This is a genomic window from Shewanella sp. SM87 (assembly GCF_025653705.1).
Taxonomy (GTDB): domain Bacteria; phylum Pseudomonadota; class Gammaproteobacteria; order Enterobacterales; family Shewanellaceae; genus Shewanella; species Shewanella oncorhynchi.
In genome coordinates, this window is record NZ_JAKKSC010000005.1 from 1 (window position 1) to 23,079 (window position 23,079).

General features: G+C 43.1%; 22 protein-coding genes and 2 pseudogenes. 14 read left to right on the forward strand and 10 right to left on the reverse strand.

Features of this window, described 5'->3' with window-relative positions; genetic code table 11:
- Positions 1-13: 13 nt before the first annotated feature.
- A pseudogene (locus L5M11_RS05235) lies at positions 14-163 on the reverse strand (transposase); the annotation flags it as partial.
- A 69-nt stretch (positions 164-232) separates the two neighbouring features.
- Between L5M11_RS05235 and L5M11_RS05240 the strand changes: the two are divergent.
- The 3 genes and pseudogenes from L5M11_RS05240 to L5M11_RS05250 all read left to right on the forward strand — a co-directional run.
- A pseudogene (locus tag L5M11_RS05240) lies at positions 233-730 on the forward strand (substrate-binding periplasmic protein); the annotation flags it as partial.
- 165 nt (positions 731-895) lie between these two features.
- Positions 896-1,936: a M14 family metallopeptidase gene (locus L5M11_RS05245; protein ID WP_168827414.1), complete on the forward strand. Its 1,041-nt coding sequence runs from the start codon at positions 896-898 to the stop codon at positions 1,934-1,936.
- Entirely contained in the window at positions 1,933-2,823 is an 891-nt protein-coding gene (locus tag L5M11_RS05250; RefSeq protein WP_263176605.1) for an alpha/beta fold hydrolase, read from the forward strand. Before L5M11_RS05245 ends, L5M11_RS05250 begins: the two co-directional genes overlap by 4 nt.
- A 35-nt stretch (positions 2,824-2,858) precedes the next feature.
- On the opposite strand, the gene L5M11_RS05255 is transcribed toward L5M11_RS05250, so the two are convergent.
- A complete protein-coding gene (locus L5M11_RS05255; RefSeq protein ID WP_263163022.1) occupies positions 2,859-3,266 on the reverse strand; it encodes a YccF domain-containing protein in 408 nt (135 codons plus the stop codon).
- Between the two features lie 267 nt (positions 3,267-3,533).
- On the opposite strand from L5M11_RS05255, the gene L5M11_RS05260 reads away from it, so the two are divergent.
- From L5M11_RS05260 to L5M11_RS05275, 4 genes are all read left to right on the forward strand, one after another.
- The gene (locus tag L5M11_RS05260) at positions 3,534-4,541 is read left to right on the forward strand and encodes a pyridoxal-phosphate dependent enzyme (RefSeq protein ID WP_263148921.1); all 1,008 of its coding nucleotides are present in this window, start codon (positions 3,534-3,536) and stop codon (positions 4,539-4,541) included.
- A 102-nt stretch (positions 4,542-4,643) separates the two neighbouring features.
- Positions 4,644-5,357 (forward strand): NUDIX hydrolase, encoded by a 714-nt coding sequence (locus tag L5M11_RS05265; protein ID WP_263171919.1) that lies wholly within the window; start codon positions 4,644-4,646, stop codon positions 5,355-5,357.
- A 357-nt stretch (positions 5,358-5,714) separates the two neighbouring features.
- Complete coding sequence (gene prs, locus L5M11_RS05270) at positions 5,715-6,620, forward strand: ribose-phosphate diphosphokinase (RefSeq protein WP_263148923.1); 906 nt, start codon at positions 5,715-5,717, stop codon at positions 6,618-6,620.
- Positions 6,621-6,630: 10 nt separating this feature from the next.
- Complete coding sequence (locus tag L5M11_RS05275; RefSeq protein WP_263163018.1) at positions 6,631-8,103, forward strand: nicotinate phosphoribosyltransferase; 1,473 nt, start codon at positions 6,631-6,633, stop codon at positions 8,101-8,103.
- Between the two features lie 157 nt (positions 8,104-8,260).
- On the opposite strand, the gene L5M11_RS05280 is transcribed toward L5M11_RS05275, so the two are convergent.
- The 5 genes from L5M11_RS05280 to L5M11_RS05300 form a co-directional block, all read right to left on the reverse strand.
- Complete coding sequence (locus L5M11_RS05280; protein ID WP_263142482.1) at positions 8,261-8,521, reverse strand: hypothetical protein; 261 nt, start codon at positions 8,519-8,521, stop codon at positions 8,261-8,263.
- A gap of 300 nt (positions 8,522-8,821) precedes the next feature.
- Positions 8,822-8,995 (reverse strand): hypothetical protein, encoded by a 174-nt coding sequence (locus tag L5M11_RS05285; RefSeq protein ID WP_006082106.1) that lies wholly within the window; start codon positions 8,993-8,995, stop codon positions 8,822-8,824.
- A gap of 726 nt (positions 8,996-9,721) precedes the next feature.
- A complete protein-coding gene (locus L5M11_RS05290; protein ID WP_263163017.1) occupies positions 9,722-10,444 on the reverse strand; it encodes a ChrR family anti-sigma-E factor in 723 nt (240 codons plus the stop codon).
- A complete protein-coding gene (locus L5M11_RS05295) occupies positions 10,437-11,099 on the reverse strand; it encodes a sigma-70 family RNA polymerase sigma factor (protein WP_028759609.1) in 663 nt (220 codons plus the stop codon). The genes L5M11_RS05290 and L5M11_RS05295 overlap by 8 nt, the downstream gene beginning before the upstream one ends.
- Before the next feature lie 145 nt (positions 11,100-11,244).
- On the reverse strand, positions 11,245-11,796 hold the full coding sequence (locus tag L5M11_RS05300; protein WP_028759610.1) for an LON peptidase substrate-binding domain-containing protein: 552 nt from the start codon (positions 11,794-11,796) through the stop codon (positions 11,245-11,247).
- A gap of 101 nt (positions 11,797-11,897) precedes the next feature.
- Between L5M11_RS05300 and L5M11_RS05305 the strand changes: the two genes are divergently transcribed.
- Together L5M11_RS05305 and L5M11_RS05310 are read left to right on the forward strand one after the other, a co-directional pair.
- On the forward strand, positions 11,898-12,512 hold the full coding sequence (locus L5M11_RS05305; protein WP_131525012.1) for a class I SAM-dependent methyltransferase: 615 nt from the start codon (positions 11,898-11,900) through the stop codon (positions 12,510-12,512).
- A 289-nt stretch (positions 12,513-12,801) separates the two neighbouring features.
- On the forward strand, positions 12,802-13,746 hold the full coding sequence (locus L5M11_RS05310; RefSeq protein ID WP_105252200.1) for a chemotaxis protein CheV: 945 nt from the start codon (positions 12,802-12,804) through the stop codon (positions 13,744-13,746).
- 184 nt (positions 13,747-13,930) lie between these two features.
- Here the strand turns inward: L5M11_RS05310 and L5M11_RS05315 are convergent, their stop codons facing one another.
- Positions 13,931-14,572, reverse strand: coding sequence for a hypothetical protein (locus L5M11_RS05315; RefSeq protein WP_131525011.1), 642 nt, complete (start codon positions 14,570-14,572; stop codon positions 13,931-13,933).
- Positions 14,573-14,623: 51 nt separating this feature from the next.
- Positions 14,624-14,983, reverse strand: coding sequence for a DUF2750 domain-containing protein (locus tag L5M11_RS05320; protein ID WP_028759614.1), 360 nt, complete (start codon positions 14,981-14,983; stop codon positions 14,624-14,626).
- Positions 14,984-15,413: 430 nt separating this feature from the next.
- Between L5M11_RS05320 and L5M11_RS05325 the strand changes: the two genes are divergently transcribed.
- Positions 15,414-16,712 carry a lytic murein transglycosylase gene (locus L5M11_RS05325; RefSeq protein WP_168827435.1) on the forward strand — a complete coding sequence of 433 codons (1,299 nt, stop codon included), beginning with the start codon at positions 15,414-15,416 and terminating at the stop codon, positions 16,710-16,712.
- A 129-nt stretch (positions 16,713-16,841) separates the two neighbouring features.
- Entirely contained in the window at positions 16,842-17,330 is a 489-nt protein-coding gene (locus L5M11_RS05330) for a peptidylprolyl isomerase (RefSeq protein WP_263191571.1), read from the forward strand.
- 213 nt (positions 17,331-17,543) lie between these two features.
- On the opposite strand, the gene L5M11_RS05335 is transcribed toward L5M11_RS05330, so the two are convergent.
- Positions 17,544-19,487 (reverse strand): M1 family metallopeptidase, encoded by a 1,944-nt coding sequence (locus L5M11_RS05335; protein ID WP_263191572.1) that lies wholly within the window; start codon positions 19,485-19,487, stop codon positions 17,544-17,546.
- A gap of 253 nt (positions 19,488-19,740) precedes the next feature.
- Here L5M11_RS05335 and L5M11_RS05340 point away from each other — a divergent pair, with 253 nt between their 5' ends.
- The 3 genes from L5M11_RS05340 (at position 19,741) to ushA (ending at position 22,814) form a co-directional block, all read left to right on the forward strand.
- A complete protein-coding gene (locus tag L5M11_RS05340; protein ID WP_106651841.1) occupies positions 19,741-19,968 on the forward strand; it encodes a DUF3389 family protein in 228 nt (75 codons plus the stop codon).
- A 92-nt stretch (positions 19,969-20,060) separates the two neighbouring features.
- Positions 20,061-20,732 carry an alpha/beta hydrolase gene (locus tag L5M11_RS05345; protein WP_131525009.1) on the forward strand — a complete coding sequence of 224 codons (672 nt, stop codon included), beginning with the start codon at positions 20,061-20,063 and terminating at the stop codon, positions 20,730-20,732.
- A 363-nt stretch (positions 20,733-21,095) separates the two neighbouring features.
- Positions 21,096-22,814, forward strand: coding sequence for a bifunctional UDP-sugar hydrolase/5'-nucleotidase UshA (ushA, locus tag L5M11_RS05350; RefSeq protein ID WP_131525008.1), 1,719 nt, complete (start codon positions 21,096-21,098; stop codon positions 22,812-22,814).
- The last annotated feature ends 265 nt before the right edge of the window (positions 22,815-23,079 follow it).

Sequence of the window (23,079 nt, forward strand, 5' to 3'; positions counted from 1 at the left end):
TTTAACTGTCTCACTTTAACTGTCTCACCCATTTATCCATAGTGGACTTACCTACGTTCATCGCCTTTGCAGCTTCGATGATGCTATGGTTTTTATCGAGGACTAATTGGGCTGCTTCAAGTTTGAATTCAGCACTAAATGTTTTTCTGGTTGTCGATCTCATGTGTTCACCTAAAGTCATCTACGAGGTAATAATATCACCTCTATTTAGGTGGCCAAAATTAGTGTGCCACTACATTATTTTCCTGAATACTATGTAGAGACAGAAAAGTTTATCTTTTCAAAACCGATTGGCGAAAGTCCATTGGGGCTGGTGGAGCAAAAGTCCCATCCAGTAAGTTGGAATTATATTGAAGATCTTAATCGCTATACCTTAGGTGTGGTGAAAGATTATGTGAATACTCAGGCCTTAGATCGCATGATCGTTTCCGGTGTACAGCGGACTGAAGCTGTGACTTCGGATGAGCATAATGTCAAAAAAGTTGCCGCAGGTCGGATTGATGCCGCGGTGATTGATGTCAACGTTCTGCACTATTTACTCAAGCAAAAGCCCTTACAGCCGCTGGCGACAAAGTTGCAAATCAATCGGCAAATTCTGGCGAATAAGCAGCTCTATATCGCGTTTCGTAATACAGAAGAGGGACGGCGTTGGCGAGATATTGTTGACCAAGGTTTAGCGCAGGTTGACGTAGAAACCATCATTGGAGAGCTACTTTATCGTGAAGACTAATGTAGGGTTTTAGGATAGTTTATTCTTTGTTTTACTCGTTATTTTTCTGCTTATTTCCCCGTACAGTCACTTCTGATATGCAGTTTGTCATCATTTTGTCTTTGTTCACTATTAGTATCACTTTAACGGCATGAGTTGTTCTCTCATTTTATTGATTAAGGTGACATGAAGAAACTTCCTTTTGAGCTTCCATTTGAGTTAGATACGCTGCAGCAACTCATTGATACTCATCATCTTAAGTTAGATTATCAGATCCTTGCCGACATTCCATTCCGCCAAGAGCATTTCCCCCTTTACAGTGTTGAGTTAGGTGGTACAGATACGCCTTGTCCGACAGTACTCTTTGTGGGGGGCGTGCATGGGGTTGAGCGTATTGGATCTCAAGTTATTTTGGCATTGTTAAACAGTTTATTGCAGCGGCTTGTTTGGGATAAACACCTACAACAGATGTTAACGGGCCTGCGGTTAGCTTTTGTACCTGTAGTGAATCCTGTTGGGTTATTCATGGGAACGCGGGGCAATGGTAATCAAGTGGATTTGATGCGTAACGCTCCGATAGAATCCCGTGAAAAAGTGTCCTTTATGGTGGGAGGACAGCGTATATCGTCACGGCTGCCCTGGTATCGCGGTATTGGGGGAATGGAGCTGGAAACTGCGGGTTTAGTTGCCTATGTACAACAACTGTTGAGTCGCAGCACAAGTTTGATTTCGCTCGATGCCCACTCGGGATTTGGCTTGAGTGATCATATCTGGTTCCCCTACGCCCATACCCGTACCGCCTTCGAAAATGCCAATTATATTTTTCATCTAAAACAATTATTTGAACAGAGTTATCCCCATCACGGCCATTATCGGTTGGCGCCGCAGAGCCAGTTTTATCGCACTCATGGTGATATTTGGGATTATCTCTATCGCCAGCACCAAGTGGCTGATCCTTCTGCTCAGGTGCCATTTTTACCTTTGACATTAGAGATGGGATCTTGGGCATGGATAAAGAAGAATCCTAGACAAATATTTAATTTTGCTGGCTTTTTTAATCCACAAAAAACACATCGTCACCATAGGATTTTACGCAGGCATACAGTACTCATGCAATTTATGATGGAAGCGGCCTATGCCCAATCGTTAGAGCAGTTAACACCTGAACGTTTGACTGAGCTGACAGAGCGTGCGCGGCATTATTGGTATCGGGAGTCTCAGTCATGACAACTTGGGTGTTATTAAGGGGATTAATGCGTGATCAGCGCCATTGGAATGGTTTCGATCAGCGTCTGCGACAAAAGGGATTGCGAGTGCTGACACCGGATCTTCCGGGCAATGGGACGCTATCCCACGAATTAAGTCCGCTTAAGATTGCTGATTATGCCCATGCCGTGTGGCAGCAATTAGATGAGCAGGTACAGGAAGGGGAGACTATTTATCTCCTCGGCTTGTCTATGGGCGGTATGTTGGCGTTGGAAATGGCATGCCAGCGACCTTGGCAGATAAGGCATGCCTTTGTATTAAACAGCAGTGCGGCGAATTTATCGTATTGGTATCAAAGATTTAATCCGCTGAATGCATTGAAGGCTTTTTTCATGCGTGCTCGGGGTAACGCTTTACATCCAATCGAGTCGACTATAGTGCGTTTAACCAGTTTTCGTCATCGGCGAGACCGAGAGTTAATTGTCAAGTGGAGTGAGTTTCGCCGCGATACCACACCAAGTAGACGTAATGTATGGCGACAACTTTGGGCGGCTTTTCAATACCAATGTCCATTGACAGTGGAAGTACCGATAACTGTGCTCTGCGGTGACCGTGATGCGCTGGTGAGTATGGCATCGAGTAAGGCGTTAGCACGGCATTTTTACACCGATTTGATTGTACTCGCGTATTGTGGTCACGATGCCGCTATAGATACACCCGCAAAACTGGCGCATTATCTGTTGGAAATTGTGGGGGCGACTAAGCCGCAAGTGCAGTTTTCTGTGGATAGTGAGCCTGCCAATACTCAATATGATTGCAACGATTTATTGGAGGAAGAAATAGCCTTAAACGAAGCGATATTTGCTGTATGGGATGACAAAGCGCTATCCACTCTTGAAACCAAATAATCGAGAGTGAATAGCGCAGTTAACACATTGTCTTATTAAGCTTTAGCCACTACGGTTTGGCCTATCGGTGTGAGGCTGATTAAAGCTAACTTAAGATGTTGTATCCCAAAGGGAATACCGATAATCGTCACAAAACAAGCTAAGGCGTGGACCAAATGCCCTATGGCTAACCAGATCCCAAACAGTAAGAACCAAATGATATTTCCTACCATGCCTAATGCACCTGTGCCCAAGTCTTCACGTCCAGTTAAGTGGCGACGGTTCATTTGTTCTTGGCCGAAGGGCCAAAAGGTCATTTCGCCGATAACAAAACAGGCGCGGCCGAAGGGAATACCAATGATACTGATAAAACACAGGATACCTGCGAGCCACCAAGCGAGTCCCATCACAAATCCGCCGAGTACAAACCAAGCTATGTTGAATATTAAGCGTAATACAGCCATTGAAAGCTCCTTATGTTTACCCTGTTAGCCTTTATCGTTAGCTTCGATAAATTGAATATATGTCAATGTCTAAGCGATAACTATGCCAACTATTTAAATTGTTCATAATCAATTGGTTAATTATATGTATTCGAGATTCATGTGTCATTTTCACTAGTTTTTCGCCAAATTGATAATTTCTTAAGGGCGTAACAGGAAGGGCGGAGTTACACTAGCCTTCCCTTAACTGGTTTAAAAACCAGAGAATTTAATCGTTTGAGTAGCTTGATGTTTGCAAATTCCCCTGTCGATACATTTGCCTTTGCTGGCAGAGACATATTCCTAAAACGTGATGATTTACTGCATCCGGCGTTTAGTGGCAATAAAGCTCGCAAATTCGGCTATTTTTTAGATCATGAATTTGCAGGCATCAGCAAGGTGATAGGTCACGGCTCGCCATTGGCTAACTCACTGTATTCATTGTCAACATTAGCGAAGATGAAAGGCTGGCAATGTGATTTTTATGTAGATCATATTGCCAGTCAAGTGGTTAAACATCCTACGGGCAATTACGCTGCCGCTTTAGCGAATGGCGCTAATATTATCGATTTAAGTGTGTTAATAGCACAAAAGCAGGCGTGCACTCAGTCGCAATCTGAGCCTCACGTTTTGTCAAATCTTAATGCTAGGCCTGACCCTACTGCGCAAGTGGGCGATGTGCGACTGAGTTGCCCAGATTATATCGAGGCTCAAGTACTCGTGAATGAGCCGACGGCGCTTTTTATCCCAGAGGGTGGTCGCTGTGCTTACGCCGAATACGGGGTTAATAGATTGGCGCAAGAGATAGTACTGTTTGCGAATGCGAATGGATTGGTTGATTTAACGGTGTTTTTACCATCGGGGACGGGAACGACTGCGTTATTTTTAAATCAGTATTTTATCCGTCAGCAAACGGATATTCGCGTCGTGACTTGTGCTGTTGTCGGTGGCGATGATTATTTGCGCTTGCAATTTTCCTTACTTAATTCCAATACCAGTGAGCATCCACAGATTGTTAATGTCGGCAAGAAATATCATTTTGGTAAACTTTACCCCGAATTTTATGCCATGTGGCAGCGGGTCTGCGCCTCAGGCGTGCAGTTTGAATTACTCTACGATCCCTTAGGTTTTATTGTGCTTGAAGATTATTTACAACGTAGTGAACCAGGTCATGTGATGTATTTGCATCAAGGCGGATTATTGGGGAACGAGACCATGTTGCCGCGTTATCAGCGTAAATTTGGCCAAAGTGGCTAATCCTGTGCCTCAGATCATTGACTTAGTGACACTAAGACATAATATGTTTGAAGCTGTGTAATGCTAAGTTAAGCTGATGATTTGGAACGATGGGGAATATCAATGACTGAAGCGGAATATCTCGCCAATTACAATCCTAAGGTTTTTAAGGCTCAGCTACTGACAGTGGATGCCGTATTGTTTACCTATCACGATCAGCAACTTAAAGTACTCTTAGTACAACGCTCAAATCATCCATTTTTAGGTTTATGGGGATTACCTGGAGGGTTTATCGATGAAAATTGCGATCAATCCCTTGAGCAAACTGTATTACGTAAACTGCATGAGAAAACCGCAGTAGTGCCACCTTATATTGAGCAGCTTTGCACTGTGGGTAATAGTCGTCGCGATGTCAGAGGCTGGTCGGTGACTGTGTGTTATACCGCCTTGATGAGTTATCAAGCTTGCCAAATTCAGATTGATTCAGTGAGTGATGTTAAGTGGTGGCCATTAGCGGATGTGTTGCAGATGCCCTTGGCGTTTGATCATTTGCAGTTAATCGAGCAAGCGCGGGAACGCTTAACACAAAAAGCCTTATATTCTTTAGTGCCAGGATTTGCACTGTCTGAACCTTTTACCTTGCCAGAATTGCAGCATGTACATGAGGTTTTACTGGGCAAGCCTATCCAAGGTAAATCTTTTCGTCGGCGGGTTGAACAGGCTGATTTATTGATCGATACGGGATTAAAGCGCACCGAACGTGGTCGTCCTGCTAATTTATACCGCTTGAAACCCAATACCGCATCGTATCGCTTCTTAAGAAATTTAGAATGTTGATCACAGTGAATATGGATTTAAGCAAGATATTCGCCTTGCTCAATATGAGTAACGGCGACTGCTTATGCCTTATTCATGGTGACTTTGAATCAGTAAAGGCTGTTTAATTACTGATTTTGCCTTAATGTCTCCGGTTCTTGTATCACTTGATACCCATATTGTAGCTTCTTAGTTGTCTTTCCCACTAATAGTGTCTAAAAGACACTATATGCCATTTAAGCATAACATTTCAGGTTGCTCCGTTTGAAATAGTCTAAAAATCAACTTTACACAATAATGTCTTTAAGACACTATTGTTCATGTAGACAACAAGGGCGCCGTCAATTTCGGCAATCTTGCCACAGACAGGAGGTTACTATGTCTCAACGTATTCAAGCGTCTCAACGTATTCAAACGTCTCAAGATGCTTCTCACGCTCAACGTTCGCAAGCCGATTTTTATCGGTTACCCGCAGCTAGCGATGAGACTCACTACCGTTTATTTCAATTTGGTGCGGGGGAAAACCATGTTCAACTACTGGTTCCTCCAGCGAAACGCGTCACAGTTTTCTTCGGTTATCGTGGCGATCATTCCATCATGCAGCTCTTGTTGTTAACTGATGCATTGCGTCGTAGTGGTGCAGAGCAAATTGAGCTGTTACTGCCTTATATGCCGGGCGCTCGCCAAGATAGGGTGTGTAATGCCGGTGAGGCCTTGTCGGTAAAAGTCTATGCTAGCCTAATTAATCAGCAGCAATATGCTTCGGTCACTGTATTTGACCCTCACAGCGATGTCACCGCCGCATTGTTAGACCGAGTTCAGGTTATAGACAATCACAGCTTTGTCGCCGCTATCACTGCCCAATTATCGGGTGAGCTAGTGTTAGTCTCGCCCGATGCGGGGGCGAATAAAAAAGTATTCGGCTTAGCTAAAGCGTTACAGGGAATGCCGGTGATCAGGGCCGATAAACATCGCGATGTGGTCAATGGTCATATTATCGCTACCGAAGTGTTCTGTGATGATTTATCGGGTAAAACCTGCTTAATCGTCGATGACATTTGTGCTGGTGGTAGAACTTTTATCGAACTTGCCATCAAGTTAAAGCAAAAGGGGGCCCAAAGCGTCATTTTGATCGTGTCACATTATGAAGATAAGGCCAGCGAATCGGCTCTGCGCGAGGTGGGCATCGACAGATTATTTTGTACCGATAGTTTAGGTGTCCCTGCACATATTTCGAGCGAGTTCTGTGATTGCCATGCTGTTTTGAGTTATATGAATCATTAAGGAAAATATTATGTACTTGAATCCCGTTACCGCCATTGATGGCTATAAAGTCGACCACCGTCGTCAATATCCCGATAATACTCAAGTGATTTTTAGTAACTTGACCGCCCGTAAATCCCGTCGTGGTTATACAGACCAAATGGTGTTTTTTGGCTTGCAGTATTTTATCAAGCATTTCTTGATCGACAGTTGGAACCGTGATTTCTTTCAACAACCTAAAGATCAGGTCATTCGTCAATTCTCCCGCCGTATCAATAACTATCTCGGGCCGAATAATGTTGGCACTCAGCATATTGAGGAGTTGCATGATTTAGGTTATTTACCAATTAAAATTATGGCATTACCTGAAGGCTCAGTGTATCCATTAAAAGTGCCTTGCTTGATTTTGTACAATACCGATGAGCGGTTCTTTTGGTTGACCAATTATCTCGAAACCATCCTTTCCGCTAATGTGTGGGGTATGTGTACCAGTGCTACTACCGCGCTGCAATACCGCAAAATATTTGAGACTTACGCGCTAGAAACCGATGGTGACATCGCATTTGTTGATTGGCAGGGCCATGATTTTAGTTTCCGCGGCATGTATGGTGCAGAGGCTGCGGTAATGAGCGGCGCCGCCCATTTACTCAGTTTTATGGGTACAGATACCATTCCCGCGATTGATTTTCTTGAGCAATATTACCGTGCCGATAGTGATAATGAACTCGTTGGCGGCAGTGTGGCCGCAACGGAGCACAGTGTGATGTGTGCAGGTGGCATGGAGAATGAATTAGAGACGTTCCGCCGTCTGATTGAAGATATTTATCCTACGGGCATTGTCAGCATTGTTTCAGATTCTTGGGATTTTTGGCAGGTGATGACAGAATTCACCTTAGCGTTAAAAGACCGCATTCTTGCCCGCGATGGCAAAGTGGTGTTTAGGCCTGATACCGGTTGCCCTGTGAAGATCATTTGTGGCGATCCACAAGCACCAATCGGGAGTCCTGAATATAAAGGCGCTATTGAGTGTCTGTGGGACGTCTTTGGGGGTAGCACAACTGCCAAAGGTTACAAAGCGCTGAATAGCCATGTTGGACTGATCTATGGCGATTCAATCACCATAGAACGTGCTGAAGCCATTTGTGCTGGTTTAAAGGCCAAAGGTTTTGCGTCAACCAATATTGTGTTTGGGATTGGCAGTTTTACCTATCAACACGTGACCCGAGATACTGACGGTTATGCCGTGAAAGCGACCTTTGCGAAAGTTGATGGTAAAGATAGAGAAATATTTAAAGATCCTAAAACAGATGATGGCACTAAAAAATCCGCTAAGGGTTTAGTAGCGGTATTTAAAGATGAGCAGGGTCAATTTTATCTTAAAGATCAAGCCAGCTGGCAAGATGTCAACAATTGCGAGTTTGTTCCCGTATTTGCCGATGGTGAACTATTAACGGAATATTCTTTGGCAGATATTCGCGCAAGGTTGGCAGAGTCTAGAAGTTGAGCTTATCGATTTGTGATTTTTAACGGCTATCGACAATAGCGAAGATAAAACTGGCAATGTGATTTCTATTAGGGTCATATTGTCAGTTAAGTTTTGAATTTATTTTACGTCGTGTAAGTAAAGCGCCCCATAAATAGTCAAATGCAAATACAAGCGATTAAGACAGTAACTGGTTCCGTTTAAGAATTTTATAGGTACGACGGCCAATGTTTTCGAGGTTTTTTAAATCTTTTAGGCTAGGCGCCACCTCACTAAATTGCCAATAACTGATTTCGGCATCTAACATTTCCAGCATTTTCTTCGAACAACCTAAACATTGTCCCTGGCACAGTTGTGCTTCTTCTAAATTGAATGGAATAGTCTCTTTGATCTGGTTTATCAAGGTTTGCATGGCAATTTGAGTATTGGGTTTTGGCATAGATGATGTGCTGAACAGTATTCATGTGTATGAATATTAGCGGATGCTGCAATGGAAAGAGGTGATCTAACGCTGGATTTGACTCATTTGGTTCGGCAGGTATCTGTGTGAGAGAGATACAGCCTGAACCAAATGTGCTCGTCATAATGACGTAAAAAAGGATAGCGTGTTCGTGACATTCGGCTATCAGTCTACTTAAGTGCTCGGTACTGCGAAGATAATGGAAACCGATTAAATACACTTGAGTAAACGGGTACTGCGGTATTAATTTTTAACTTATCGTTTTACTTACTTTTTGACTTATTTGTTCGCGGACAATAACCATTTCATAAAGCTGATGGCTTCTGTACGTTTAGAAAAAGTCTGTCTGTTTTTACCTTGACGATCGGTAAAAGCAATTGAGGTTTTATTTACTGAGATTGAATCTACAGGGAAGTTCACTGTAATTTCATGTCCATTAATTTTGTATGACATATGCCACACTCCTTTTTGTTAATTCACCCATAGGTGAGATAGTTGTAACTATAAAATATCCTTAGCAATTGTGCGAAAGATTCGTTCTATTGAGTATCGAGGTTACCCCATCTTTGATTCATTAATCAAGAGATGCTTAATCGATAAATATTTCATGTTGTCGATTACGTCAATGGAATAACTCGATTCAACCAGTTGACCATAGCTTAATGACAATACTATGACAACAAGGAGAACGGTAAGTTCACAGACATAACCACATGATTTTAGTGATATCGAATGATTGAGCTTATGGGGTTTTGCTTGTAGTAGGCTTTCTTTATGAGGACCGAACTCTGATTGCTAAATATCAGGCTGGGTTAAAAAGGTAAACAACAAGGTGTATCTCAAAACGACGTGCAGTATATCAATAAAAATGGCTTATGCAAGTTTAATTTTTATTCGATGTCATTATTTATTTGCTAATGTTGAATTAAAGTGTATTTTTCGTGGCTATTTACTTGATTTAAAGAGGTATAGTTAGGTCTGTTTATGGGTTGTTTTTTATTTTTGTGGTAATTGACTAAGGTTAATATTGCCGTTTTATAGGTAAATGTTATAAAAAATCCCACTAAAATAGGTCATTTTAATGGGATTAATCGTAGTCAGTTATGTAATGGACTCATTAAACTGAATTTATAAATGAATCTATGCGTTTGCTGTTGTTTAAAAACTCAGTCAAAAGGTTTAATAAATCAGTTCACCTATGGGATTGAGTAGCTTACTCAGACCTTTGGTAAAATGCAGCGGTGCATCTAATACTGTGTAGCATAAGCAACCGTTAATGGTTTTCGGTGAGTGATGATGTTGGCCGTCAAGCACGATAAAATCACCTGGCACATAGACACCATTAAGATCGGAAAACTCTCCGGCTAGCAATAGTGTTAGTTCATAACCTTTATGGGTATGTTGGGGGATTTCACCTTGGGCATCTATATGCAATAGGCTAGCGCGGGTGTTCGTTTCGTCGACATCAAAACGCATGCGACTGACTTTGCCTAATATTTGCCATGGACGGGCCAAATGCTGACGAAACACCGAGGGCACAGTGTAATGCTGTTGCTTTATGTCGACATCGATAGGGGCGTTATTAGGCACATTTGTCGCTGCCGGTTGAGCCATGATTTGCGCCATCATAGCGTCAATGTCCAATGCCGATTCTTGATTGTCGCCAGAGTGTTGCACCTCAACATACTCTCTGTGCATCAACTCTTCGCCCGTATCATTTGCAGCATGACCGCCATCAGGATTTAATGCTAAATTTGCAGCTTGTTCTGTGAATAGGGCAAGCTGCTCTCGACAAGTCTCACATAGGTCGCAGTGTGCGGATATTGCTATCGCCATTGATAAAGGTAAGTTCCCATTGGCATGGCTGACGAGTAATTCTTGTTGGGGATGATGCTTAATCATTGTGTGTCTCCAAGAAGCTTTTCAACTTTTCTAGCCCTAATCTTAAACGGGACTTTATGGTCCCTATTGGTACCTTTAGGGCATCGGCTAGCTCTTGTTGAGTGAGTTCTTGCATGTAAATGCCTTGCACAACTTGTCTTTGTGCTATGGGAAGGGCATCAAGATGTTGGAGTAATTTAGCCGTCAACTTGTGATCAGTGAGTGTGTCTTGAGCCATGGTCGCATCACACAGCGGCCAAATATCATCACCGAAAGTATCTTCTCTATTGTGTTGTACCCGTCTAAGCATATCGAAACATTGATTACGCATGATGGTAAACACCCAAGTTGTCACTGACCCTTTTTCTGCATTATATAGATGAGCCTTAGTCCAAACGCTGGTCATGGTTTCTTGTACTAAATCCATCGCCAATCCTTGTTGATTCAGTCTTTGTAAACCAAAGGCTCGGATCTTGGGCATGAAATGCTGAAATAAGTGACCAAAGGCGGCTCTGTCTCGGTTGTCTGCTACTTGTAGCATAAACGTGATTAAAGCATCCGCTTGAGGCTCGCAGGTTTGGGAAGCTGGAATTTCGTTATCCATAGCCGAATTAGTCAGAGACGTGATTGGGACATGATACCGAGTTTGCCTGCTTTGTGATTGAATATTTTCCATTATTTTCGCTCTTATCCCAGTCGTGAGTGCTGAGTGTGATATCAGTAACGACAAAATTGAGAAGTGTGTTGTACTTCTGAGCCCAGTTTTGCTGTCAAACTTTCAATCAATACGAAGTGGCTTAAATAAAGGATCATTCACAGTATTATTTAATGACGGCCCGCAATAGATCTCGGGTCATAATATGATCTAAGGCATTAATGCAGGTGTACTTTTCGGATGCTTGTACGGGTAATATTTCTAGCCAGCGCTGGCAGACCCAAGCGATATCATCGAACTGTTCTGTTTGGTAGTGCTTGAGATGTTGCGGATATTCCTTAAGAATGTTTTGTAACATTTGACTCAAGTAACGTTCATCGGTCGCAATACGTACAGCAGGCCAATTGTCGATTAAACTGACGTCTCCGCGCTTTAAACCATCAGCTTCGACACTGATTTTATCAAGTTTAAAGCGTTTTGAACCTTGAATACTGATCCCTAATAGTCCGTCTGGTAAGGTTTCAAAATCAATAATATGCACTAAGGTGCCTATGGGCTGAATGGTTTTACCATCCTCTTCAAGCATACATAAGCCAAAGCCTTGGCCTGACTTTAATGATTCGGCGACCAAGCGCTTATATCTAGGTTCAAATACCCGCAGTTGCGTGTAACCTTCGGGCAATAAACAAATAGGTAATGGAAAAAGAGGTAATTTCATCGTGGCCTCTGGTGAACTTATGTTCTTATCATTACGTACCATAATGGCAGTTCGATCAGTAAAATTATTCAACAGTAGTTTACCCATAGTGAGAGGATGGCATGAAATTAAATCCATTTGAGAAAAAGATCGTTCAGCATCCATTACGTTTTTGGCTACAAAATCATCTCGAAGCGCCTTTACTAACGTCTATGATGCCAAAACCTATGGCTTTGTGCGAACGCGCATTAGAAATAGGTTGTGGGTTTGGTAACGGCATTCAGTTGATCCGCGAACATTTTGGCGCGGGACATATCACGGCCGTGGATATCGATCCTGAAATGGTTGCCTCCGCACAATCCCGTTGGCAATCTCGGCCGCAAGGGTTAAAAGGGTTGAGTTTCTCGGTTGCTGATGCAACATGTTTACCCTTTGGCGATGGCGAGTTTGATATGGTGTTTGATTTTGCCGTATTCCACCATATTCCAGAGTGGCAAGCGGCCATTAAGGAAGTTGCAAGGGTGCTAAAACCGAACGGATACTTTGTGATAGAGGATTTATATCGTGCCGCAATTTGTAATCCATTGAGCCGGCGCTTATTTGAGCATCCACAGCAGAATCGCTTTAATCATAGTGAGTTGTTAACGGTATTGCGCCAGCTGGGATTTGAGATTGTCCGCGATAGAAATGCCTTTAATCTTGCGGGTATGGTGCTCGCCCAGAAAATATTGCGTTAGGCGTTAGAGTTGATGATTAACCTAAATTGAATCGTTAGGATTAAATGATCGCGTTAACACTAAGACCAAATATTAGCAATGCCGCGTATTATCTGAAGATATCAGCTTAGGGATATAGATATCTGCGATGCGCTAAACGAAGTTTATGGCCGAACTTTGCGAGAGTGGTTGTAATTTTTAGATAAAATAGACTCTCGGCATGGTTCTTCATGGGAGTTTACCGCTATAATTTGAGCTAATCCGTCGCATGTGGGGAAAGGATTTTCCTCAAGAGTAGAGAAGCAGCATTATGGCAAACGTACTTGCAACCGTAGATCAGCGTACCAAACTCGTTGGTGAGAACCGACTTGAGTTGTTGCTCTTTAGCATTAATTCCACGCAGTTATTTGCCATTAACGTCTTTAAAGTCAAAGAAGTCGTCAAGCTTCCTCCCTTGAATGCGATGCCGGGTAGTCATCCGCATATTTCTGGTGTTGCTAATATTCGTGGGATTTCTATCCCCGTGATTGATTTACGTTCGGCCATAGGGTTTAAGCCCGTGCCGCCTAACGAAGATGCCAATATGATCATCACAGAATATAACCGCAGTGTGCAGGGTTTCTTAGTCGGTAAGGTTGAACACATTATCAACATGACTTGGAGCGATATTATGCCGCCGCCGAAAACGGCTGGGCGTAATAATTATCTAACGGCAATTACTCGCATAGAGCATCAAGGTCAGTCGCAGTTAGTGTCTATTATCGACGTAGAAAAAGTCTTGGCGGAGATCATTCACTACGATATCCGTTTATCTGAAGGTGTACTCGACGAAACCTTAGTCCATGAAATGCCAGGTAGAAAAATCCTGATAGTGGATGATTCATCGACCGCCAGACGTCAAGTGCGTGAAACGTTAGGCCAACTGGGTATCGAAATTATTGAGGCATCTGATGGCCTACAAGCGCTGACGTTATTGCAGAAATGGCGTGATGAAGGTAAACAAGTTGCTAAAGAATTATTGATGATGATTACCGATGCCGAAATGCCCGAAATGGACGGTTACAAGCTCACTTCTGAAGTGCGTAGCGATAAAGCTATGTCGGATTTATTCATCACCTTAAATACTTCGTTGAGTGGCAGTTTTAACCATGCCATGGTTGAAAAAGTGGGCTGTGATAAGTTTATTTCTAAGTTCCAACCGGATTTGCTGGTGGAAGTGGTGCAAGAAAGATTAAGACAAGTGATCAATCACTGATCGCATTTTGAGATTCGAACTATCGGTGATTGACCTTGAGTCGATCATCGGTAGGTTTAGTGTTTTTAAGGAACGCTTTAATAACAGTTTTTAATACGGTCTTTGAATCACATTCTTTTAACTGCTACCTTTTCAACTGCTTTTCTGCAAACATCTGCCAACCCACTACCTATAACTCGCTCGATTATAACGCTAATTCGGCTGCTACATCGTCTAATACTTGGCGCTTCATTTCTTTGGCGGCGGCGATATGGATACGGGCGAGCCTTAAGGCATAGTTGAATCTTGCTCGACCGACGAGGCGCACAAGTTCGGCAAAAAACTGTGGATCTAAAGTGAATTGCGTCGAATAGTATTGGATAGCGGCATTGACTGAATTAAAAGTCACGCCATCGAATTCAAAACCTGCGCTATAACCTTGGTCGTCAATTTCTTCGCCCTCTAATACCAGTGGCCAACCGGGTGCATTGATACGGTCGCGGGCAATTTGGTACATCATCCAAGCACTTTTTTTAAAACCTTCAAACACTTTGCAGGAGAATTCGGACTCAGCAAGCTCTTCTTCGGTCCAATTAATCCCAATGGCGAGGTGTTTCGCATAAATACGCATCAGTGCATCTTTGACGGCCATACGACAATCCCAAATGGAGCTAAGAGTATGTTGTTTGGCTAATCGCAAACATTCGCTGCAGGCGGGCACAGCTAATGAAGAATGTGGTGTATGTGTGTGTGCAATATATTCGAAGTGTTGATGGCTCGGTTCGCCACAAAACCAGCAGGTATGGCGTTTGTCGAAGGGAATATCGATAAGCGGAATAGCAGACATCAAGGAATGAGCACCTCAGTCCTTGATATCATCAATGGCATACTGAAGCGATTAAACTTCTTCAACATCAACCAAATCTTTTGCTAAAACAATTGGATCAAGTTCAAGACAATCTTCATCGGTTTGCCAATCAACACCGATCAATACACCATCGTCGTTTAGATCTGAGACCCAATATTCTAGAAATTCTTCTAATGAAATAGAAACGGGTTGATAGTCGTGCCATTCGTCGCTGCAATGGGATTTTGCAGTAGCTTCATTTGACCATAATGGCATCACATCTGTGTCTTCAAATTCTGAAGAATCACAAACGACCCAGCCTTCGCCAGTTTCATCCATTAGACCCCAAAGCGTCTGATGTTGTTTTACATTTTTGATAAAGCCAGCCAAAGCCGCATTGATTTCAGTCATGATAGGTCTCTTTGATGTGTGCTGTTAACTTATCCATTATACGGTAACGTGCTGCGATACCAAGGGATTCTTTGTTAAGAATTTTTTTGTGTTGGATAACTGAGCAATAAGCCTATGCCGCAAGGTATTTATGGCGATAAGGATTGTGTTACGTGTCACTATGGGTCAGGATTATCGATAATGAGTCGCCTTGGTACAGGCTGTTTTACTGACTAAATGTGGCTTAGATAGGGGCTTTACGTAGCTGAGAAACGTGTCTTCTATGCTTTTGGCCGTTAAAGGTGTTTTGGATTCTAACCTTTAACTCGTTATGCCAAGGCGAATATCTCTCTAGGGCAATTCCCTCTTGAAGACGGAATATTGTCGTGTTTAGCCACAGCAGTGTGATTACTGTGTCATTGTTGTGAGATCAAATATTGGAGTTGTTGATTTGATTAAAATTAAAGGGTTAACTTATCTGTTTGCGAGTATTGCCGCCTGTGTCAGTCTGAGTGCCTGTTCAAGTGCGCCAACGGCGAGTGCTAATGCAACCAGCTCTAAAGCAAGTGGCATAGCTGCTGAAGTCAATCAAATGCCCGATATCAGTGTTAGTGTACAATCTAATGCTGAGGCGTTTCCAATGTGCTTGACTGGACTGCAAGCGCGGGCACGTGCAGAAGGCCTGTCAGAGGCGACGATAAACTCTACCATTGCGAACTTGAAATTTGTCCCTCGAGTGATTGAGCTGGACCAACAGCAACCCGAATTCAGCCAGACATTTGATAATTATTTCAGTAAGCGCGCGACCGAATGGCGGGTCAATGAAGGCCGCCGCTTATTGCAAAAGCACAGTGTTCTACTCAATCAATTAGCGCAAAAATACGGCGTTCCGCCGCAATATATCTTGTCTTTTTGGGGGCTGGAAACGAACTACGGTTCCTATAAAGGCAAAATGTCGGTATTGAATTCGCTGGCGACTTTGGCCTGTGAGCCACGCCGTAGCAATTATTTCACCATAGAGCTGATGCAAGCCTTAAAACTGAAAGAAAAGTATCAGTTCGATGATGACACTATGGTGGGATCATGGGCAGGTGCTATGGGACATACGCAATTTATGCCTTCTGCGTATGCCAAATATGCGGTCGATGGCGATGGCGATGGTAAGGCCGATTTATGGAATAGCACTACAGATGCGCTCACTTCTGCCGCGAATTTTTTGCAGCACTTAGGTTGGCAGCGTAATCAGCGTTGGGGGCGTGAAGTCTTGTTGCCAAAGGATTTTAGTTACAGTCATTTAGGTGCGAAACAGCCCTTGTCGTTATCTGAATGGGCTGCGCTCAATGTAACGCAGTCGAATGGGCAACCTTTGCCTGCCGTCGATATTCAAGCTGCGCTGTATTTGCCTGCGGGACACACAGGCCCAGCCTTTTTAGGTTATGAGAATTTTAATGTGATCATGCGTTGGAATCGCTCCGAATTTTATGCCATTACGGTAGGGCACTTGGCCGATCGTATTAATGGTGGACAACCCTTGACAGTCAGTCCGCCTGAGCAACCACGCTTAAGCCGCGAGCAAGTAAAGCAACTGCAAACAAAACTGAACGAGGCTGGATTTGATGTTGGTAAGCCTGATGGTGTGTTGGGACGTAACTCTATGGCAGGGTTGCAAGCCTTTCAACGTAGCAAACAGATGATTGCCGATGGCTTCCCAAGCCCAGAGGTGTTTACTGCTTTAGGACTATCACTTTAGTTACTGTAGCCAAAGAGCGCTCGCTGTGGGTTTTGAGTGCTTTGAGGCCGGATAAAAAAGTGGAGTGAAAAGCACAGTTTTGTTAAGCTCGGCCCACAATTGAAATCGAAGAAAATCAAAGGATATTCGATGAGCATTAAAGACGATATGGTTGTGCAGTTTAACTACACACTGCGCGACGAGAAAGGTGAAGTGATCGAGACGAACGAAGGTCGCGATCCTATTGCCTATTTACACGGTCATGACAACATGATGCCTGGTGTAGAAAACGCGATAAACGGTAAAGCCATAGGTGAAAAGTTCACTGTAACCTTGCCTGCCGCTGAAACCTACGGTGAGCGTGTAGCTGATGCTGACGCACACCAACGTGTGTCAGTTAAGCATTTACTGGGTGCGACTATGTGGAAACCAGGCATGACAGCTGTGGTTAATACCGACCAAGGTCAGCGCCAAGTGACTATCGTTAAAATGGGTAAGTTTATGGCGACTGTGGATGTAAACCATCCATTAGCCGGCCGCGAACTGACATTTGATATTGAAGTCGTAGGTGCCCGTGATGCGAGTGATGAAGAAATCGCCCACGGTCATGCCCATGGTGCAGGTGGTCATCACCACTAATCTTTAGGCTTCGGACTCGTCTTCGAATTTGGCTTCTATTTGACTCAATGTGAGTGGAGTATAAGTTCAGTATGAGTTGAATGAATCGAGTCTTAAGACTGAATAGCAAAAGCCCAAACCTAGGTTTGGGCTTTTTGTTTTTATGGTGCTAATGGCTTAATGATTGTCGCAACCGCTAATGGCTCCTTATCTCGCTAATGGCTCCTTATCTCGCTAATGGCTATGTTCATGCTCGAGTGGTTTGTCGGCAAACATCATATCTAGGCTTGCTTGGGTTTGGGGATGGTAGCCGCTGTGAGCTCTGATATAGACGCTTTTGGCCCAGTCGTATTTATCAGAGCTTGCTAGCTTTTGATATAAAGGCACGATTAAGCGCATGCGGCCAATATGGGTTAAGTGTTGTTTTAATGCGGGTAGTACTGCGTAATAGCCGTTGTCTAGGGCGAGTGAATACCATGCGAAAGCAATTTCACTGTTGCCAGTGCCCGTAAAATGGAACGCCTTATCTAGCTCGGCAAGTTTGGTTTGATCTAGATTGATCCTTGGCATTTCATTGATGAATCTTAACCACTGGTGGACTGTCCAAGTGCTGGTTTTCAACTCGCTTGCACTGAGTTTACCCTCGAGCCAAGTTTGTCTTTGAGCATCAATATCATCGAAGGCATGGGAATTAGGCGGCACAAGAAATGACGGTAAACCTTGACCTTCAATCCAAGTATCCACTTCGCCTTCACTGACAAGATGGGGATATTTGTTTAATAGATTCAAAGATAAATATTCACGGAATTGCGCCGTAGTAATACTCTGAAATGCAAAATGATCGAAGTAGCTTTTTACAAAAGTGTCGAAGCGTTCACGGCCAAATTTTTGCTCTAAAAATATTAAGAACAACTGGCCTTTTACATAAGGGACACCGCTGAAGGCTTCGTCGGGCGAACGTTTACCGAGATTGAGATGTAGCACTGAATCGGCAGGAGTAAGTTCTGCAAGCTCGGCAAGCAATTCAGAGTAGCCGATGGTTTGCTCCATCAGCGCTCGGTCACGACCATAGAGATCTTCCATGATGCGGTTCTCAACATAGGTCGTAAAACCTTCATTAAGCCAGAGATCGCGCCAAGTGGCGTTGGTCACTAAATTACCCGACCACGAGTGCGCAAGTTCGTGGGCGATGAGGCTCACTAAGCTTTTATCACCCGCGATTACTGTGGGTGTAATAAAAGACAAACGCGGGTTTTCCATGCCGCCAAAGGGGAAACTTGGTGGCAAGATAAGCAAGTCATAACGTCCCCAAGGGTAATCGCCATAACGTTTAGCCGCGATTTTGATCATTTCTGGCGTGTCGGCAAATTCTTTGCTCGCTTTGTCGAGGATCTCTGGCTCAGCCCAAATGCCCGAGATGTTATCTAAGGGAGCAAACTTTAAATGTCCTGCCGCAATAGCAATCAAATAAGCTGGAATAGCCTGCGGCATAGTGAATTGGGTTTGAGTGCTCGACAGGGTTTTACGATCGGCACTCATGACCACAGTTATGGCTTTATCGGCCGTAATCGTTGCGCTATAGGTTTGGCGAACGGCTGGCGTATCTTGCAGTGGGATCCAACTGCGGGCGTGAATAGCCTGACTTTGACTGAACATAAAAGGCAACTGTTTACCTTGGGTTTGCTCAGGAGTTAACCATTGAATACCAGACGGATTATTCGATGTGTGATAATTGATTTTGACCTTTTGACTATTTTCATCAGCAAGTTTGATGGTTAGCGCGGCGCCTTTTACAGCGTCCACTTTGGCTAACGTGAATGGCACGCTTTGCCATTCCCCAGCTGTATTTAAAGCTCTTACGCTGTTAATCGTCAGACCTCGGGTATCTAAGATGAGTTCTGTCCCCGCCTTATGCCAAGCTAAATCGAGGGTGGCTTCACCGGATAAGCGGTTTTGCTTAAAATCGACGGTAAGAGTTAGTTCCAAATGACTCACGCTGACTTCAGTGTAATTGGCGTAGGTCAGTGCATCTTGGTTCTGCTGCGTATCAGCTTGTACAACAGTTGCAGTAGGCTCAGTGGTTAAGGTATTTGGAGTGCTATTGGCATAAGCGCAGGGAAGTAGTTGCAGGGCAAAGACTAGGGTGCTGCAAAGGACTGTTCGGCGAAGTGAAAGCATTATTTATAGTAGCCTAATGATGAAGTATGTTAGTTCGAGTTTGGGGAGATAAGACCATCAATTCAGCTTGGTTTTCTGTTAACCCACTCTATTAGCGCAAAAGTTTACCTGATAATTCACTGGATTTGTTATCTCACTGTTAGCTCAAATGTAATCAAACTTTAATGGCTTGGATGCTGGTCAGGAAATGCCATCGGTAAAAGAGCACAAGTTTGCTATGATGACGGCGTTTTCACATAGGGCGGTTATCAAAATGGTGTTAGATTTTTCGCAGGGTAAGTTAATCGTTACTGAGTTCGAGGTTCAAGTGCGCCTCAACGTTGCCAGTATCGTACTGCAAGCGAGTGCTGAGGATATCGGCTTGAGACGTCAGCCTCCTATGCTGATCGCCGATGGTGGCGGTGTACGTTGGAGCTTAGTATTGGACTCAAATACTCAGTTACGTGCGATTCAAGATGTGCTGGGCATGGATGCTGAATAACCTGTGCCCGAGTGGTGATGAGTGTTTAACGTATAGATTTATCATCATTTTTTAGTTGATGAGTGTTTAATATCGAATTGGGAATTTTTAGTATGTCAGTTTCTCTTGAGCGTATTGTTGTCGAACCTAAGACGCCTGCTACGGCTGTGGTTATTTGGTTACATGGATTAGGGGATTCGGGGGCAGGATTTGCTCCCGTAGTGCCTGCATTAGGCTTACCTGTAGATCATGCTATTCGATTTATTTTTCCCCATGCACCAGAGCAAGCCGTGACCATTAATGGTGGCTACGTTATGCGCGCTTGGTACGATATTAAAAGCATGGATTTGCATGACAGAGCCGATATGCAAGGCGTGCTTGAGTCGGAGAAAATGGTTGCCGCATTAATTAATGAACAAATCGCGGCGGGTATTGCGAGCCAACGTATCGTATTAGCGGGATTCAGTCAGGGTGGAGTAATGAGTTTATTCTCTGGACTGCGTTTCCCTGAGCCACTTGCAGGGATTATGGCGTTGTCTTGCTATTTGCCGACGGGCGATGTGTTACCCGCTGAATTAAGTGCGGCGAATCGCAATACACCCATATTACAGCAACACGGTCTACAGGATGATGTTGTACCATTATCCGCTGGAATGTTAGCAAAAGAAGCCTTAACGGCGGGCGGCTATCATGTTACGTGGCAGACTTATCCAATGCCTCATTCTGTCATTCCTGAACAATTGAAAGCGATTTCTAATTGGTTATTACAGCGATTTGAAATGTAGATAAGTCTAATTGCTTATAAAAACATCATGCGGTAAGTTGAAATTTACTCATGCTTGTTTTTTTAAAGGAACAATCGCGATGTTTTTTCATATTTCCTAAGTTATTTATAACAAACGATTAAAATCCATTTATTCCATTTTTATTTTGTATTCTCTAAATATATAAAAATCAGTCATTCAGCTTATTTTTTATATGAAACAAATCCTTCTTAAAATGCCCGCCAAATTTCATATAAATGTCAAGTTTTTAATAAAAATGACACAATTTATCTTTATTATTTGCTATTATCCGTGACGCTGAACTTGATGGAGTTCACGGCAATCTTTCTATGATAAAATAATTAAAATCAAGGGGTTGATGTAATGAGACATATGCTTATTAAAGGATTAGTTGCAACTGCTGTTCTCGCTGCACTTGCGGGTTGTAATAATAGTGATGACGATAAAGTTCCAACAACGTGTGCTGAAGCGGGAAGTGCTTGTAAAACCTTTACCGTTTTACATACCAATGACAACCATGGCCGTTTCTGGGAAAACAGTGATGGTGAATATGGTTTAGCCGCTCAGAAAACTCTGGTTGATCAAATTCGTGCAGAAGTGAGTAAGAATGGCAGTCAAACCTTATTATTATCTGGTGGTGATATTAATACGGGTGTACCAGAATCTGATCTTCAAGATGCCATACCAGACTTTACGGGCATGAATAAAATCGGTTATGACGCCATGGCTGTTGGTAACCATGAGTTTGACAATCCGTTATCAGTACTTGATATGCAGCGTCGCCTTGCTGAATTCCCTATGTTAGCGGCGAACATTTACCGTAAAAATGCCGAAGGCAAACCTGGCGAACGTTATTTTGATGCCTATAAAGTATTTGACATTAATGGTCTTAAAGTTGCTGTTATTGGTTTAACGACAGAAGACACTGCTAAGATTGGTAATCCAGAATACATTAGCGATCTAACATTCACCGATCCCAAGGTGGAAGTTGCTAAAGTGATTAAAGAAATTAAAGATGCCAAAGCAGCAGATATCATTTTCGCTACCACGCACATGGGTCATTACGCAGATGGTAAAAATGGTAGTAATGCCCCTGGCGATGTGGCTATGGCTCGCGCATTGAAAGAAGGGGATTTACAAGTTGTTATCGGTGGTCATTCACAGAATCCAGTGTGTATGGAACCGGGAACTGACAACAAAGCTTATGCAGCCTTTAAGCCTGGTGATGCATGTGCACCTGATAAACAAAATGGCACTTGGATCATGCAAGCCCATGAATGGGGTAAATATGTTGGCCGTGCAGATTTTGAATACTTTAACGGTGAACTCCATCTAGCGAGCTACAAGCTTGTCCCTGTGAATATGCGCAAACTGGATGATGCTGGTAAGAAAACTGCTGACTTAGCTGGCACTAAAATTGAACCGGATTCAGAGTTAAAAGAGCTGCTTTCTTACTATCAAGAGAAAGGTCAAGCTAAGTTAGACGAAGTCATTGCGACAACGGATGCCCTGTTAGATGGTGAGCGTGCAAACGTGCGTAATAAGCAAACTAACTTAGGCCGTATGTTAGCGATGGCACAAAGTGCTAAAGTGACTGCTGATTTTGGTGTAATGAACTCAGGCGGTGTACGTGCATCTATCCAACCAGGCAACATTAGTTACCGTGACGTGCTGACTGTTCAGCCATTTGGTAATATGGTTACCCTTAACGAAATGACGGGTACTGAAGTTGCGGCTTATTTAGGCGCAGTCGGCAGTCTTCAAGTTGGTTCTGGTGGTTATGCACAAATCACTGGTGTTAAAATGACCATTGACTGTGTGGCTAAAACAGCCAACATCAGCGACATCGGTGGCAAGGATTTTAGCCCAACAGCCACTTATAAGTTCACTGTACCTAGCTTTAATGCTGCGGGTGGTGACGGTTATCCTAAACTAACCAGCCCAATTCAAACGGGTTTTGTTGATGCTGATTTACTCTATTCTTTCTTGAAAGAGAAACAAGTGATTAAAGCTGCTGACTACAATCCTGTAGGCGATATTGTTTATGAGAACTCAAAAAGTGTTGAAGGTTGCCAACTTTAAGTAATCAATCATTACTCAGTGTTTCAATATTAATGCCACTCAAATGAGTGGCATTTTTTATGGTTAATTAATATTGAACTAAGTGTAAATTAATATTCAGCGTTTTATTTTAGATACACTTTGATTCATTTGTGGTGTGAGTTTCTCGGTATTCTTTTAGTTAACAATTAAGATTTATTGTATCAAATTAAATATTTAATATATTCAACAGGTCTGTATTGCTTAACCCCATGATGTATATCCGGATATCTTATATTCAAGTTGA